Origin of the sequence: Aminobacter sp. MET-1, assembly GCF_026521175.1 — a bacterium.
Lineage (GTDB): Bacteria > Pseudomonadota > Alphaproteobacteria > Rhizobiales > Rhizobiaceae > Aminobacter.
Genome location: NZ_JAMSHL010000004.1, coordinates 98,282 through 112,492, shown reverse-complemented (window position 1 = coordinate 112,492; position 14,211 = coordinate 98,282). Strand labels below are relative to the sequence as shown.

General features: G+C 63.3%; 11 protein-coding genes and 1 riboswitch. Of the genes, 7 read left to right on the top strand and 4 right to left on the bottom strand.

The features are described from left to right. Positions 1 to 99: 99 nt before the first annotated feature. Both NDO48_RS07340 and NDO48_RS07335 read left to right on the top strand, forming a co-directional pair. On the top strand, positions 100 to 1,377 hold the full coding sequence (locus tag NDO48_RS07340) for an L-fuconate dehydratase (RefSeq protein WP_267321233.1): 1,278 nt from the start codon (positions 100 to 102) through the stop codon (positions 1,375 to 1,377). Positions 1,378 to 1,388: 11 nt separating this feature from the next. Further along, a complete protein-coding gene (locus tag NDO48_RS07335; protein ID WP_267321232.1) occupies positions 1,389 to 2,165 on the top strand; it encodes an SDR family oxidoreductase in 777 nt (258 codons plus the stop codon). A gap of 65 nt (positions 2,166 to 2,230) precedes the next feature. Here NDO48_RS07335 and cls read toward each other — a convergent pair whose 3' ends face one another. Beyond that, entirely contained in the window at positions 2,231 to 3,676 is a 1,446-nt protein-coding gene (gene cls, locus NDO48_RS07330) for a cardiolipin synthase (protein ID WP_267321231.1), read from the bottom strand. A gap of 229 nt (positions 3,677 to 3,905) precedes the next feature. On the opposite strand from cls, the gene NDO48_RS07325 reads away from it, so the two are divergent. The 3 genes from NDO48_RS07325 (at position 3,906) to NDO48_RS07315 (ending at position 9,741) form a co-directional block, all read left to right on the top strand. Continuing rightward, positions 3,906 to 5,204 (top strand): glycosyltransferase family 2 protein, encoded by a 1,299-nt coding sequence (locus tag NDO48_RS07325; RefSeq protein WP_267321230.1) that lies wholly within the window; start codon positions 3,906 to 3,908, stop codon positions 5,202 to 5,204. A 73-nt stretch (positions 5,205 to 5,277) separates the two neighbouring features. After that, on the top strand, positions 5,278 to 9,072 hold the full coding sequence (metH, locus tag NDO48_RS07320; protein WP_267321229.1) for a methionine synthase: 3,795 nt from the start codon (positions 5,278 to 5,280) through the stop codon (positions 9,070 to 9,072). 43 nt (positions 9,073 to 9,115) lie between these two features. After that, positions 9,116 to 9,307: riboswitch (cobalamin riboswitch) on the top strand. A 101-nt stretch (positions 9,308 to 9,408) separates the two neighbouring features. Continuing rightward, entirely contained in the window at positions 9,409 to 9,741 is a 333-nt protein-coding gene (locus tag NDO48_RS07315; protein WP_267321228.1) for a CbiX/SirB N-terminal domain-containing protein, read from the top strand. A gap of 33 nt (positions 9,742 to 9,774) precedes the next feature. On the opposite strand, the gene NDO48_RS07310 is transcribed toward NDO48_RS07315, so the two are convergent. Both NDO48_RS07310 and NDO48_RS07305 read right to left on the bottom strand, forming a co-directional pair. Beyond that, entirely contained in the window at positions 9,775 to 11,127 is a 1,353-nt protein-coding gene (locus NDO48_RS07310; RefSeq protein WP_267321227.1) for a sensor histidine kinase, read from the bottom strand. Then, the gene (locus NDO48_RS07305) at positions 11,127 to 11,801 is read right to left on the bottom strand and encodes a response regulator transcription factor (protein ID WP_267321226.1); all 675 of its coding nucleotides are present in this window, start codon (positions 11,799 to 11,801) and stop codon (positions 11,127 to 11,129) included. The genes NDO48_RS07310 and NDO48_RS07305 overlap by 1 nt, the downstream gene beginning before the upstream one ends. Before the next feature lie 282 nt (positions 11,802 to 12,083). On the opposite strand from NDO48_RS07305, the gene NDO48_RS07300 reads away from it, so the two are divergent. Further along, on the top strand, positions 12,084 to 12,659 hold the full coding sequence (locus NDO48_RS07300) for a class I SAM-dependent methyltransferase (protein ID WP_267321225.1): 576 nt from the start codon (positions 12,084 to 12,086) through the stop codon (positions 12,657 to 12,659). Continuing rightward, a complete protein-coding gene (locus NDO48_RS07295; protein ID WP_018430415.1) occupies positions 12,649 to 13,269 on the top strand; it encodes a DedA family protein in 621 nt (206 codons plus the stop codon). The genes NDO48_RS07300 and NDO48_RS07295 overlap by 11 nt, the downstream gene beginning before the upstream one ends. A 328-nt stretch (positions 13,270 to 13,597) precedes the next feature. On the opposite strand, the gene NDO48_RS30545 is transcribed toward NDO48_RS07295, so the two are convergent. Next, positions 13,598 to 14,086 carry a GNAT family N-acetyltransferase gene (locus tag NDO48_RS30545; protein ID WP_416377186.1) on the bottom strand — a complete coding sequence of 163 codons (489 nt, stop codon included), beginning with the start codon at positions 14,084 to 14,086 and terminating at the stop codon, positions 13,598 to 13,600. Positions 14,087 to 14,211: the final 125 nt, after the last annotated feature.

Sequence of the window (14,211 nt, the reverse complement as noted above, 5' to 3'; positions counted from 1 at the left end):
AGCACCTCCCCAAGCCGCCATCCCGCTCTCGTTTCAGCCGCATGAACTCAGCCGAAAGGTCCACAGCCTTTCGGGCTCATGCCCAGAGGACCCACGACCATGACCAGAATCATCGACATGCGGGTGCTCGACCTGCGTTTCCCGACATCGCAGCATCTCGACGGTTCCGACGCGATGAACCCGGACCCCGATTATTCGGCGGCCTATGTCATCCTGAAGACCGACACGCCCGGCATCGAAGGTCATGGCCTGACCTTCACCATCGGCCGAGGCAACGAAATCTGCTGCGCGGCGATCGAGGCGATGCGCCACCTGATCGTCGGTCTGGACATGGACAAGGTCACCGAAAACATGGGGGCTTTCTGGCGCCATGTCACCTCAGACAGCCAACTGCGCTGGATCGGGCCCGACAAGGGCGCAATCCACCTGGCCACGGGTGCTGTCGTCAACGCCGTCTGGGACATCTGGGCGAAGATGGCGGGCAAGCCGGTGTGGAAGCTGGTTGCCGAAATGACGCCCGAAGAGCTCGTCCGCTGCATCGACTTCCGCTACATCACCGACTGCATCACCCCTGACGAAGCACTCACCATGCTGCGCCAAAAGGCCCCCGGCAAGGGCGAGCGCATCGCAACCCTCGAGCGCGAAGGTTACCCCTGCTACACCACTTCGGCCGGCTGGCTCGGTTATGGCGATGAGAAGCTGCGCCGGCTCTGCCAGGAAGCGGTCGACGCCGGCTTCAACCACGTCAAGCTCAAGGTCGGCCGCGACAAGGCCGACGACATCCGGCGCCTGCGCATCGCCCGCGAAGTGCTCGGCCCCGACCGCCAGCTGATGATCGACGCCAACCAGGTCTGGGAAGTCGGCCAGGCCATCGACTGGGTGCGCGACCTCGCCTTTGCCAAGCCGTGGTTCATCGAGGAGCCGACCAACCCCGACGACGTCGAGGGCCACCGCAAGATCCGCGAAAGCGTGGCCCCGGTTCAGGTCGCCACCGGCGAGATGTGCCAGAACCGCATCATGTTCAAGCAGTTCATCATGCGCGGTGCCATCGACGTGGTGCAGATCGATTCCTGCCGTCTCGGCGGCGTCAACGAAATCCTTGCCGTGCTGTTGATGGCAGCAAAGTACAACCTGCTCGTCTGCCCGCATGCCGGTGGCGTCGGCCTGTGCGAATATGTCCAGCACCTGTCGATGATCGACTATGTCTGCATTGCCGGAACCCGCGAGGGCCGCGTGGTCGAATATGTCGACCACCTGCACGAGCACTTCAAGGAACCCTGCGTTGTCCGCAACGCCGCCTACATGCCGCCATCGGCACCCGGCTTCTCCATCGAGATGAAGCCGGCGACGCTCGAAGATTTTCAGTTCAGGGGCTGACGGAGGCTGCGATGGAGCTCGGCCTTAGGGACAAGGTTGTCATCGTCACCGGCGGCGGTGCCGGCATCGGCGGCGCGGTCACGCTCGGCCTTGCCGCCGAGGGCGCCATCCCTGTCGTCTTCGGCCGCAGCCCGCTGGCTGAAGACTTCGCCGCGAAGCTGAAGGCAGCATCACCGCGCTCGATCTTCGTCCAGATCGAGCTGATGCACGACCCGGAGATCGCCACTGCGGTCGAACAGGTAGCAAAAACCTTCGGCCGCATCGACGGGCTGGTCAACAACGCCGGCATCAATGACGGCATCGATCTCGCGGCCGGCCCGGACGCCTTCCGCGAGTCGCTCGAGCGCAATCTGATCCACTACTACACCACAGCCCACCACTGCCTGCCGTGGCTGAGAGAATCGCGCGGCTCGATCGTCAACGTATCGTCCAAGACGGCATTGACCGGCCAGGGCAGCACCAGCGGCTATACCGCCGCCAAGGGCGCGCAGCTGTCGCTGACCCGCGAATGGGCCGCCGCCCTGCGCGGCGACGGCATCCGCGTCAACGCGGTCATTCCGGCAGAGGTGATGACGCCGCTCTACGAGAAGTGGCTGAAGACCTTCGACGATCCCGAAGCGCGACTTGAAGAGATCACCCGCCGCATCCCGCTCGGGCAGCGCATGACGACGTCGGAAGAGATCGCCGATACCATCATCTTCCTGCTCTCCGACAAGGCCAGCCACACCACCGGCCAGTGGCTGTTCGTCGACGGCGGCTACACCCACCTCGACCGCGCCTTGGATTGACCAAGGGCAATTCCAGGACAATTGTGAAGCAGTTTTCGACTGGAATTGCCTAAGAACAAAGTGCTTTAAAGCACTGGTCCGAGCATGGCGACGGCGTTGTTCCAGATCTGGCGCGACCTGCTCCATTTGGCGACCATGCGGTCGCTGATGGGGACCGACGACTCGATATAGCTCTGCTGCCGCGCCCGCACCTCAGCAGTGACGTTGATATCGTGCAGCAGGATGTTGTTCTCGAAATTCAGCTCAAAACTGCGCCGGTCGAGATTGGCCGAACCGATCAGCGTCACCTCGCCGTCGACGGTCAGCGTCTTTGCGTGCAGCAGCCCACCTTCATATTCGTGGATGTTCACGCCGGCATCGAGCATCTCGCGATAGTAGCTGCGGCTCGCGGCGGCGACGATCCAAGAATCGTTGCGGCGGGGAAAGACGATTGTCGTTTCGACGCCGCGATGGGCGCAGGCACAAAGCGCCGCCTGGATCGGCTCGTCCGGCACATAGTAGGGCGTGGTGATAACAAGCTCTCGCCGCGCCGAATTCATCAGGGCGATGAACATTTCCGGCATGGCCGAATAACGCACGGCAGCCCCCGTCCCCACCACCTGCGCCGTGAAACCGGGGCCGGCAAGCAGGTTCACCGCCCGCAGCAACGGGCTCAGGTCTTCCTTGACATGGGCCATCCAGTCGCTGGCGAACAGGTGCTGGTTCTGCCGCACCACCGGCCCCTCGAAGCGCATCATCACATCGACCCACGGCGCATAGTCTGCCTTGATGGCGAAGGCCGGGTCGGCGCAGTTCTGGCTGCCACAATAGGTGACGCGGTTGTCGACAACGGCGATCTTGCGGTGATTGCGCATGTCGATGCGCCCCTTGAGCGGGCGCAGCAGCGGATTGCCCACCGGGAGCGCCCGCGCCAGCTTCACCTTCGCGGCCGCCATCGCCTGCCAGTGCTCCGAGCGCAGCAGAAGGCGCGAGCCGATGTCGTCGACAATCACCCGGCAGGTCACGCCGCGCCTCGCCGCGCGCTTGACCGCTTCGACCATCTTCAGCCCGTTGGTGTCGGGCAGCCAGATGTAGAATAGCAGGTGCACATGGTCGGTGGCGGCGTCGATGTCGGCCACCATCGCATCGATCGCCTTGTCGGAATCGGCCATCAGTTGCGCCTTGTTGCCGCCGACCGCTGGATAGTTGCTGATCGACTGGCCAACCCGGAACAGCGGCGCATAGCGCTCGGGGATCGGCGGCTGTCCCTCGGACAAGCCCATTTCCGTAAGCGAAGGCAAGCGCTTCAGCGCATCGCGCAGCCGCGCGATACGGCGACGGCCGACATTGGTGTTGCCGAACAGGATGTAGGCAGCCACACCGACGATGGGCGCGACGATGATCACCACCACCCATGCCAGGCGCGAAGCGGGCTCACGATGCGGACGCAACAGCGCGCGGATGCAGTAGAAAACCTGCAGCGCTATCGGCAGCACGACCAGCGCCCAGCCCATGTAACCAGATGTGCTCATCCAGCCTCCGGCCTCCAAGGGAAGACGCCAACCCATAGCAGATTGTTACCGCGACAAGCCACTTGTCGGAGCTCGGTCTTGCCTGTCATCCTGCCGGCCGGGCGAAATCGCAATCAGGATGGGTGCCTTGCGATTATTTCCCGCAATGGTTGTTGATATTGCCCCTTCTTGATGCAATGTGCCGCCGCGACCAGACGCCTTGCCCTGCCCGGCTTTTCAGGGATTACCCATGCACAAGAAACTACAGGACCTCCCGACTTCTTCGGTCAACTCCAGGCTGACGCTGGGTGGCATGGCTCTCAGCGAACTGGCGCCGGAACCGGTTGCCTACCCGCTCGTGACCTTCATTATCCGCAACTGGAACTACGGCCGCTTCGTCGGCGCGGCGATAAGGTCTGTTCGCAACCAGGACTACCCCAAACTCGAAGCCATCGTCGTCGACAACGGCTCGACCGACAACAGTCGCAGCGAGATCGAAGCGGCCATAGGCGACGATCCACGATTCAGGACGACTTGGCTCGATCGGAACCTCGGCGGGCTGGCTGCCGGCCTCGCAGGATTGCATGCCGCACGTGGTGACTTTGTGTGTTTTGTCGATTCGGACGACTATGTGTTCACCGATTTTGCGTCGACCCACGTCCAGGCGCATCTCGCGCTGGCGGGCAGGGCGGCTTTCACCTCTAACTCGGTGATCGAAGTCGACGGCGACGGCGGGATAGTGTCTCTGGATGCGAGGCTAGGCCCTTCATCGTCAGATCCATCCTTCTGCCCCGAATGGGCGGTGCCAAGGCTCTCCGAAGTGTCGGACCAAAAATTCAACCATCTCCTGCAAGGCTTGGCGGTGTTTGACCCCTGGCAGGGCGGCTGGCCATGGTCGCCTGGCACTGCGAATATGTTCCGTCGCGCCGCACTGGACCTATCAAGGCCCAGGATAGCTGACGACCAGATGTTCGGGCTGGCTGCCGACGGGCATTTCTGCATGCTTGGCCATGCGCTGGGCGGGTCGGCGACTATCAACATTCCGCTGTCGGCCTATCGTCAACACGGCGCAAATTCCTTTGCTGGAAGCTCGGCTATAAAAGCCATGTGGCAGGCCACGGGCCCGGCTACTCAGCACTTCGCAAAGCGGCGGCGAGAAGCATTGCGCGTTCTGGTCGAGCAAGCGGAGCTGTTTGTCCCCCGCATTGGGACAGCTCGCTTCTGGTCGTCGCTAGCTCACGTACTGGGCACCAACGGCAGTTCGCCCAAACAGGATTTCGATCTGCCCGAAACGCGTTCCGTCATTTCTGAAAACCTCGACCACCTGTTCGCGGCCTTCGGCAAATGGCGCACACTGCGGAAGCTGAGGGTCATGATGTCGAGGAATGCCTTGCATTCAACCCTGCGAGACAGCCGACACAGGGATTTCGCCACTTTGTACGGGCCAGGGATGGCCGGGGTGGAGATCGCTGCCTTTGCAGAGCAACTCAAGCGCAAGTTGCGCTCGCTGCGTCGACTTCCTCGATCAGCCCCGTCTGCATGGAACTAACCGACCCTCTCGACATATTGACATAAAGATGTCTTTATGTGACAGCGCATTGCTGTCGCCGAAAGGACGTAAAATGTCGCAAAACACCTCCTCCCTCGACGCCCTGTTCGGGGCCGTTTCCGCCAGATCGGATGGGTCGGAGGTGATGGCCGCGCTGAAGTCGGCCGCGCGCGAGCGCATTCTCGTGCTCGACGGGGCTATGGGCACGCAGATCCAGGGACTCGGCTTCAACGAGGATCATTTCCGTGGCGACCGCTTCGGTGGCTGCGCCTGCCACCAGCAGGGCAACAACGACCTTTTGATCCTGACCCAGCCCAAGGCGATCGAGGAGATCCACTACCGCTACGCCAAGGCCGGCGCCGACATCATCGAGACCAACACGTTTTCATCGACCTCCATCGCCCAGGCCGACTACGGCATGGAGGACATGGTCTACGAGCTCAACCGAGACGGCGCCCGCCTCGTCCGCCGCGCCGCCATCCGTGCCCAGCAGGAGGACGGCCGCCGTCGCTTTGTCGCCGGCGCGCTCGGGCCGACCAACCGTACCGCCTCGATCTCGCCCGACGTCAACAATCCCGGGTACCGCGCCGTCAGCTTCGACGACCTGCGCCTCGCCTATGGCGAGCAACTGCGCGGCCTGATCGACGGCGGCTCGGACATCATCCTGATCGAGACCATTTTCGACACGCTGAACGCCAAGGCGGCGATCTTCGCCTGCGAGGAGATCTTCCTCGAAAAGGGCGTGCGCCTGCCGGTCATGATCTCGGGCACCATCACCGACCTCTCGGGCCGCACCCTGTCGGGCCAGACACCGACTGCCTTCTGGAACTCGGTGCGCCACGCCAACCCCTTCACCATCGGCCTCAATTGCGCGCTCGGCGCCAACGCCATGCGCCCGCATCTGTCGGAGCTCTCCGATGTCGCCGACACCTTCACCTGCGCCTATCCCAATGCAGGCCTGCCCAACGCCTTCGGCCAGTATGACGAAAGCCCGGAATTCATGGCCGCCCAGGTCGAGGAGTTCGCGCGCGAAGGCCTGATCAACGTTGCCGGCGGCTGCTGCGGCTCGACGCCCGAGCACATCCGCGCCATCGCGGAAGTCGTTGCCAAGCACCCGCCGCGCCAGGTGCCGGAGCACCGCGCCATCATGGCGTTGTCGGGTCTTGAGCCTTTCGCACTGACCGAGGAGATTCCCTTCGTCAATGTCGGCGAGCGCACCAACGTCACCGGCTCGGCCAAGTTCCGCAAGCTGATCACGGCAGGCGACTACGCCACCGCCCTCGACATCGCCCGCGACCAGGTCGCCAACGGCGCCCAGATCATCGACGTGAATATGGACGAGGGCCTGATCGATTCGAAAAAGGCGATGGTCGAATATCTCAACCTGATCGCCGCCGAGCCCGACATTGCGCGTGTGCCTGTCATGATCGACAGCTCCAAATGGGAGGTCATCGAGGCCGGCCTGAAATGCGTGCAGGGCAAGGCAATCGTCAATTCGATTTCCATGAAGGAAGGCGAGGAAGCTTTCCTGCATCATGCCCGCCTCTGCCGCACCTATGGCGCCGCCGTCGTCGTCATGGCCTTCGACGAGCAAGGCCAGGCCGACACCAAGGCGCGCAAGGTCGAGATCTGCACCCGCGCCTACAAGCTTTTGACCGAGCAGGCCGGCTTCGCGCCCGAGGACATCATCTTCGACCCCAACATCTTCGCTGTCGCCACCGGCATCGAAGAGCACGACAATTACGGCGTCGACTTCATCGAGGCCGCGCGGGAAATCACGCAGTCGCTCCCGCATGTCCACGTCTCGGGTGGCGTGTCGAATCTGTCCTTCTCGTTCCGCGGCAACGAGCCGGTGCGTGAGGCCATGCACGCCGTGTTCCTCTACCACGCCATCCAGGCGGGCATGGACATGGGCATCGTCAATGCCGGCCAGCTGGCCGTCTATGAATCGATCGACCCCAAGCTGCGCGAGGCCTGCGAGGACGTGGTGCTGAACCGCGTACCGAAGTCGGGCGGCACCGCCACCGAGCGCATGCTCGAACTGGCCGAGCGCTACAAGGGTTCGGCAGGCAAGGAGGCCAAGGAAAAGGACCTCGCCTGGCGCGAATGGCCGGTCGAAAAACGCCTCGAGCACGCACTCGTCAATGGCATCACCGAATACATCGACGCCGACACTGAGGAAGCGCGCCAGAAGGCCGAACGGCCGCTGCATGTCATCGAAGGCCCGCTGATGGCCGGCATGAATGTCGTCGGCGACCTGTTCGGCGCGGGCAAGATGTTCCTGCCGCAGGTGGTGAAATCCGCACGCGTCATGAAGCAGGCGGTCGCCGTGCTGTTGCCCTATATGGAGGCCGAGAAGGCCGCAAATGGAGGCTCCGACCGCAGGAGCGCGGGAAAGATTCTGATGGCGACGGTGAAGGGCGATGTCCACGACATCGGCAAGAACATCGTCGGCGTCGTTCTCGCCTGCAACAACTACGAGATCATCGACCTCGGCGTCATGGTGCCGGCGACCAGGATCCTGCAGACCGCGCGCGAGCAGAATGTCGACATCATCGGCCTGTCCGGCCTCATCACGCCCTCGCTCGACGAAATGGCCCATGTCGCCGCCGAAATGGAGCGCGAGGGTTTCGACATCCCGCTGCTGATCGGCGGCGCCACCACCAGCCGCGTCCACACGGCAGTGAAGATCCACCCGCGCTATGCCAGCGGCCAGGCTGTCTATGTCACCGACGCCAGCCGCGCCGTGGGCGTGGTGTCGAGCCTGCTCTCGCCGGAGGCGAAGGCCGGCTATGTCGAGGGCATCCAGGCCGAATATGTGAAGGTCGCCGAGGCGCATGAGCGCTCCGAGCGCGAGAAGCAGCGCCTGCCGCTGGCCCGCGCTCGCGCCAATGCGCAGAAGGTCGACTGGGCCGGCTACACGCCGCCGAAGCCGAGCTTCCTCGGCACAAAGGTGTTCGAAAGCTGGGAGCTCGCCGAACTCGCCCGCTACATCGACTGGACGCCCTTCTTCCAGACCTGGGAGCTCAAGGGCCGCTATCCCAAGATCCTCGAGGACGAGAAGCAGGGCGCGGCCGCACGTCAGCTGTTCGAAGACGCCCAGGCGATGCTGAAAAAGGTCATCGACGAGAAATGGTTCGCGCCCAAGGCCGTGATCGGCTTCTGGCCGGCCAACACAATCGGCGACGACATCAGGCTGTTCGCCGACGATACCCGCCAGAGCGAGCTCGCGACCCTCTTCACGCTGCGCCAGCAGCTGACCAAGCGCGACGGCCGGCCCAATGTGGCGCTGTCCGACTTCGTCGCTCCATCCGACAGCGGCAAAGCCGATTATGTCGGCGGCTTCGTGGTGACGGCGGGCATCGAAGAAGTGGCGATCGCCGAGCGCTTCGAGCGCGCCAATGACGACTACTCCTCGATCCTGGTCAAGGCGCTGGCCGACCGTTTTGCCGAGGCTTTTGCCGAATGCCTGCATGAGCGCGTCCGCAAGGAATTCTGGGGCTATGCCAAGGATGAGAAGCTGACCAGTGACGAGCTGGTCGGCGAGGCTTATGCCGGCATCCGCCCGGCGCCCGGCTATCCGGCCCAACCCGACCATACCGAAAAGACGACGCTGTTCCGCCTGCTCGACGCCGAGAAAACCGCTGGCGTGACCCTGACCGAAAGCATGGCCATGTGGCCCGGCTCGTCTGTCTCGGGCCTCTATCTGTCGCACCCCGAGAGCTATTACTTCGGCGTCGCCAAGGTCGAGCGCGATCAAGTCAAGGACTATGCGGAGCGCAAGGGCATGTCGCTCCAGGAAGCAGAGCGCTGGCTGGCGCCGATCCTCAACTACCTGCCGACGGCCTTCTCCGAGGCGGCTGAATAGTTGCCGGCTTCGCGGCTTGCGCGCTTGACCGGCGCGCCACTATAGCGTGCCGCACGGTTATGGTTCTCCCGCCTCTGGGCGGGAGCTAAGAGGGAATTCGTAGAAGCCGAAGCTGCCCCGCAACTGTAAGCGGCGAGCCACATTGCCCACCGCGTCACTGGCATGAAGCCGGGAAGATAGGCGGTGAAGCGACGACCTGCGAGCCAGGAGACCTGCCTGACCAAGTGAGGTTCCGTGGGCGGAGTGTACCACAGGGACGCGGTTGAATCGGTTGCCGTTCCGGCGCCGTTCGGCCTGCGTTACCGCACTCCCGCTCCGGCTGGTCAGGGATTGCAGGTGTCGAACTCAACCGAAAACAACTCCGCGCCACAACCGCATGTGCTGCTCGTCGCAAAGTCCGCCTTTGCCGCAGCACCCCACAAGCAGATGCAGCAACTTACCGACCTTGCAGCCGCGCTGCCCGGCGTCGCCGGCGCCAGCTTCGGCTTCACCGAGCAAGGCACGCCGTCACTGCGCGAGGTCCTTGGCTCGCTGCGGGCAGCCGGCGCCTCCGACGTCCTGATCCTGCCGCTGATGCTGCCCATCGAGCCGAGCTTCACCGCCTGGCTCACCAAGTCGCTGCGCCGCAGGCAGACGCTGCGCCCGCCCTTCCCCGCCGAGTCCAGCTAGATTCATAGAAACTGCGCGCCGACAGAAAGCCGGCTAATCACTCGATCGAAATGAAAGGCGGAGGCATGCCCCTTTCGCAGTCTCTATAACCGCGACCTGCCCCCCGTGCAGCGCCATGATCTCGCGCACCAGGTTGAGTCCCAGCCCGGCGCCGCGCCCATCGGGCTTGAGGCGGTTGAACGGTTCGAAGATCGCCTTGCGCTGATCGGCCGCGATGCCCTGCCCCTCGTCGCAGACCTCGACGAAGCCGGCGGCACCCACACGTACTGTGATAACGCCCTGGCGTCCGCCATGATCGATGGCATTTTGCACCAGATTGGTCAGCGCCCGTTCGAGCGATGTCTGGTCACCCTCTACCGGAACTGTCTCCACCTCGGGCTCGAACGACATGTCGTAACCCGCCGCGAGCGCCAGCGGCCCGAGATCGAACACCACCTGCTTGGCCATGGCGACGAGATTGACGGGTGCAAACCGGTTCCCCTTCTGGTCGAGCCGTTGCAGATCGAGCAGCTGCCCGGCGAGCGTGGTCAGCCGCGCCGCATCCTCGAGCAGCTCCCTCTTGTCCGCGCCTGCCGGCAGCGCCGAGACACGCGCGTTCAGGATGGCGATGGGCGTGCGCAATTCATGCGCGGCCTGGGCGAGGAAGTGCTGATGGCGCTCGTACCCCGCATCGAGACGCCGGAGCGCATCATTGACGGCGCTGACAAGCGGACCGATTTCGACCGGCACCTCGTTCACCGGCAGCTGCACACCGCGCTTGTCGAACTCGATGCGCGTGGCCTGCGACACCGTCTGCCCCAGGCCCGCCAGCGAGCGGCGCACGACAAGCGGTGTGGCAACCATCGTCGCCAGCGCCATGAGAACGATCACCGGCAAGATCACCGAAATGAACCCACCCGAGACACCCGCAAGCAAACGCCGGACGGACATCCGGCCTTGCGTGCCGGTCAGGATCTGCACCTTGCCGGCAGCGGTATCGGTCCATTTGACGATCGCGTCGGGCTTGGCTTCGTCGCCGAGCGGATGGCCCAGCCGCGCGTCGTTCAGCTGCTCGATGATACCGGCGACGGGCGCATAGACAGGTGGTATCGTGCCTTCGCTCAAGCGGTGTCCCGTCTTGTCGCGCATGACGAACCACAGGCCAGGTGCATGCGTCCTGAGCCGCGCCAGTTCCGATGTCGGCGCAAGGGCGAGCCTGCCATTGGCGTCCCGCACCACGGCATCCGCAAGCACATCGAGGCTGCCGCCCTCATAATCGTCGACGAGATAGCCTGTGCCCCACAGTGCAGCGACGATCAACACCAGGAACGCCGCGATCATGGCCGCCTGCAGCGTCACCATTCGGCTGACCAGAAGCCACTTGAGCGACGGCGGCCTTGTTGCCATCACGGCGTCTCGCGCAACAGATAGCCGACGCCGCGAATGCCGCTGATGACGACGCCAGCATCGGCGTCCACCAGCTTGCGACGAACCCTGGAGATATGGGTGTCGAGCGCATTCGACTCGATGTCGTCGTTCATGCCGAAGACCGCTTCCATCAGCGTTTCGCGCAGCACCATGCGGCCCATACGCCGCATCAGCGCCTCGAGCACCAGCAATTCCCGCCGGGGCATGCGCAGGTGAATGCCTCCGACATGCGCTTCGCGATGGGTGAAGTCGAACGATATGCGGCCGACATTGGCGACGTCGGGCTGCAGGTTGACCGGCCGCCGCATGATGGCCCTCAGTCGCGCCAGCAGCTCCTCGAAGGCAAAAGGCTTGCCGAGATAATCGTCGGCCCCGCTGTCCAGGCCGGCAACCCGGTCGATCAGATCGCCCTTTGCCGTCAGCACCAGCACCGGCACCACATTGCCGTTGGCCCGCAGCGACCTGACGAGCGAGAGCCCGTCTCCGTCGGGCAGCCTCCGGTCCAGCACCACCACGTCGTAGATGTCCCTGTAGAGAGCGGCTTCCGCATCCGCGAGGCTGGCCACGTCATCGACGACCATGTTGTGGCGAACCAGCCCACTGCGCAGGACCCCGACCATGGCCTGCTCGTCTTCCACCAAAAGCACGCGCATCAATCCGCTCCGCCGCTCGCCCGGATGGTTTAGCCACTCGGCCACATGGTTGCATTGAGAAAACCTGTCATGCCGCCCGCAACAGGGCGTTCCCGCCCTCACCGGCAACAAGGCGCCCCAGTTTGCGAAATCCTTTTGCCTGACAGGTTTTCTCAATCCGGGCGTGTGACCTCTCCGGCCCTCAACTGGATAGGACCCAATCAATGCTGCCTGCCACCTGCGGCCTCACGGTCGAACGACAACCCGCGCCCTTTTCTCACACCATTGTCGTGGATGGCCAGAATGTCGCTCGCTGATATTCCACCCTTCTTCCTGGCCTGGCTTCGCAATCCGCGCAGCATCGCCGCCGTCGCCCCGTCGGGCGCCCGTGTCGCCGACCTGATGACACAGGACATAAACGCTGCCACAGGACCCGTCCTCGAGCTGGGGCCAGGCACCGGCTCGTTCACCTATTCTCTGCTCCGGCGCGGCGTCCGCGAAAGCGACCTGACACTGGTCGAATTCAGCGCCGATTTTGTGGAGCTGTTGAAAAAGCGATTCCCGCGGGCGCACGTGCTCAAGATGGACGCGACGCGGCTCGGCGACATCGCCTTGTTCGACCGGGCCACAACAGGCGCGGTGGTCAGCGGGCTCGGCTTCCGCGCCATGCAACCCCAGCAGCATGCCGCCATCCTGGCCGGCGCATTCAAGCACCTCAGGCCCGGCGGCGCCTTCTACCAGATCACCTACGGCCCGCGCTGTCCTGTACCCACTTCCGTGCTCGGCCAGCTGAAGCTCGTCTCAGCCTTTGTCGGCCGGACCCTCTGGAACGTGCCGCCGGCCTCGGTCTACCGGATTGAGAGGTGCAATGAGCGCTGATGTGTCGATCGACATGCCGCAAGGCGTCGCGATGCTGCTGAGCTTCGGGCTTGCCGGTATCTTCTGCCTCGCCATAGCCGAGAAATTCGTGCCGCTGTTTCCCTCCTACATCCTGCTGATGCTGCTGGGATTGACAGTGCCGGACGGCCCGGCTCTGCTGTTCACCATCGTTGCCACGACGCTCGGCTCGGTGTTCGGCGGGCTTGGCTGGTATGCAATTGGCTGGACGCTCGGTCCACAACGGGCCCGCGCGGCCGTCAGCCGCTACGGCAGGTTCGTGCTGCTGAAGCTGGCCTTCTACGATCGGCTGACGGACGGCTACCGCCGCAATCATTTCTGGGTGACGCTGTCGGGCCAGGTCGTTCCGGCGGTTCGCATCTACCTGGCCCTGCCGGCCGGTGCCCTGCGGCTCGACCTCAAGACGTTCCTGGCAGCGACCACGCTTGGCTGCCTGACGTGGAACGCCCCGTTCCTGTGCCTGGGCTTTGCCTTGCGCAGCAGCGGACACGATCTTGCTCAGATAGGCTTCTGGGCCGCCTGCACGGTCGTCGGGCTGGAAGGCTTGATCTTGCTTGCCGTTCGCAGACGAAAAGCCGCCGTGCGGCCATAGGCAACCAGTCAGCCTTGCCGGACCCCAGAAACGACGAAGGCCGCGGTGTTAGCCGCGGCCTTATCGTGGAGTAATTGGAGCGGGTGAAGCGATTCGAACGCTCGACCCCAACCTTGGCAAACGAGAAACTGTAGCGTCGCAGCAGTACGATGGAGAGTGTTCCAATGACCTCGAATACACGGAATAACGACGCCTTGGAAAGTTGAAGCACTCTCTTAAGATCAGAGTACAGTAAACTGCGGCGAAGTAGCTGGGACGGCCACGAAATGCGGGAAGCGTAACCGCGCGGTAACCGGCCAATCGCCGAATGAGATGGTAGTCGTCACCTTTACCCCGGTCGAACATATAGATTGACCCGGTCCTTTATCTTGTTTGAAGGCCAAGAGTTTCCAACCTGGGTGAATCCGTGGCGCTCAAACAGTCGACGTGATGCCACGTTCATCGACTGGATGGTCGCAAACAGACCTTGGCCTTTGACGACCGCGAAGGTGCCAAGGAGCAAGATATCGGCAAGGCGCGCCCGGCGACATTGTTTGTCAACGTGCAGATAGCCGATCTCTCCGAAGTACTCGGCATCGGCAAGCGAAACCCCTGCACGCTCCTCAAGAGTTCGTTGATACGGTCGATTACTCTTGATCGCATTGGTTCCTACGAGTTCGTCGTTGAGGAAGAGGAGGGCAAGGTAGTGCGCTTCTGCGATACGGCCCGTCAGACCTTCTCTCTGAACCTGTGGGTCCTGCAAAACCAACGCCTCGAACGCCTTGCGCTGCTCGACAGTGAACGCGCTCGCTGGGCTTATCGTCAATCCTATGGTCATTTTAGGCTGTCCTACCAGGATCAGGATGTGGGCGAGCGCCTGTCACTTCCCATGACAATCACGCATTAGCCGATGACTGTTAGTGCCGTGTTCCGTCAATTTTAGTCAAGAACGGCAAATTCGAT

What these genes read in the sequence shown, in the direction of transcription:
- NDO48_RS07305 (WP_267321226.1), bottom strand. Translation starts at nt 11,801, where the DNA reads ATGCGCGTGCTTTTGGTGGAAGACGAGCAGGCCATGGTCGGGGTCCTG.
- NDO48_RS07335 (WP_267321232.1), top strand. Translation starts at nt 1,389, where the DNA reads ATGGAGCTCGGCCTTAGGGACAAGGTTGTCATCGTCACCGGCGGCGGT.
- NDO48_RS07310 (WP_267321227.1), bottom strand. Translation starts at nt 11,127, where the DNA reads ATGGCAACAAGGCCGCCGTCGCTCAAGTGGCTTCTGGTCAGCCGAATG.
- cls (WP_267321231.1), bottom strand. Translation starts at nt 3,676, where the DNA reads ATGAGCACATCTGGTTACATGGGCTGGGCGCTGGTCGTGCTGCCGATA.
- metH (WP_267321229.1), top strand. Translation starts at nt 5,278, where the DNA reads ATGTCGCAAAACACCTCCTCCCTCGACGCCCTGTTCGGGGCCGTTTCC.
- NDO48_RS07340 (WP_267321233.1), top strand. Translation starts at nt 100, where the DNA reads ATGACCAGAATCATCGACATGCGGGTGCTCGACCTGCGTTTCCCGACA.
- NDO48_RS07325 (WP_267321230.1), top strand. Translation starts at nt 3,906, where the DNA reads ATGCACAAGAAACTACAGGACCTCCCGACTTCTTCGGTCAACTCCAGG.
- NDO48_RS07300 (WP_267321225.1), top strand. Translation starts at nt 12,084, where the DNA reads ATGTCGCTCGCTGATATTCCACCCTTCTTCCTGGCCTGGCTTCGCAAT.
- NDO48_RS30545 (WP_416377186.1), bottom strand. Translation starts at nt 14,086, where the DNA reads ATGACCATAGGATTGACGATAAGCCCAGCGAGCGCGTTCACTGTCGAG.
- NDO48_RS07295 (WP_018430415.1), top strand. Translation starts at nt 12,649, where the DNA reads ATGAGCGCTGATGTGTCGATCGACATGCCGCAAGGCGTCGCGATGCTG.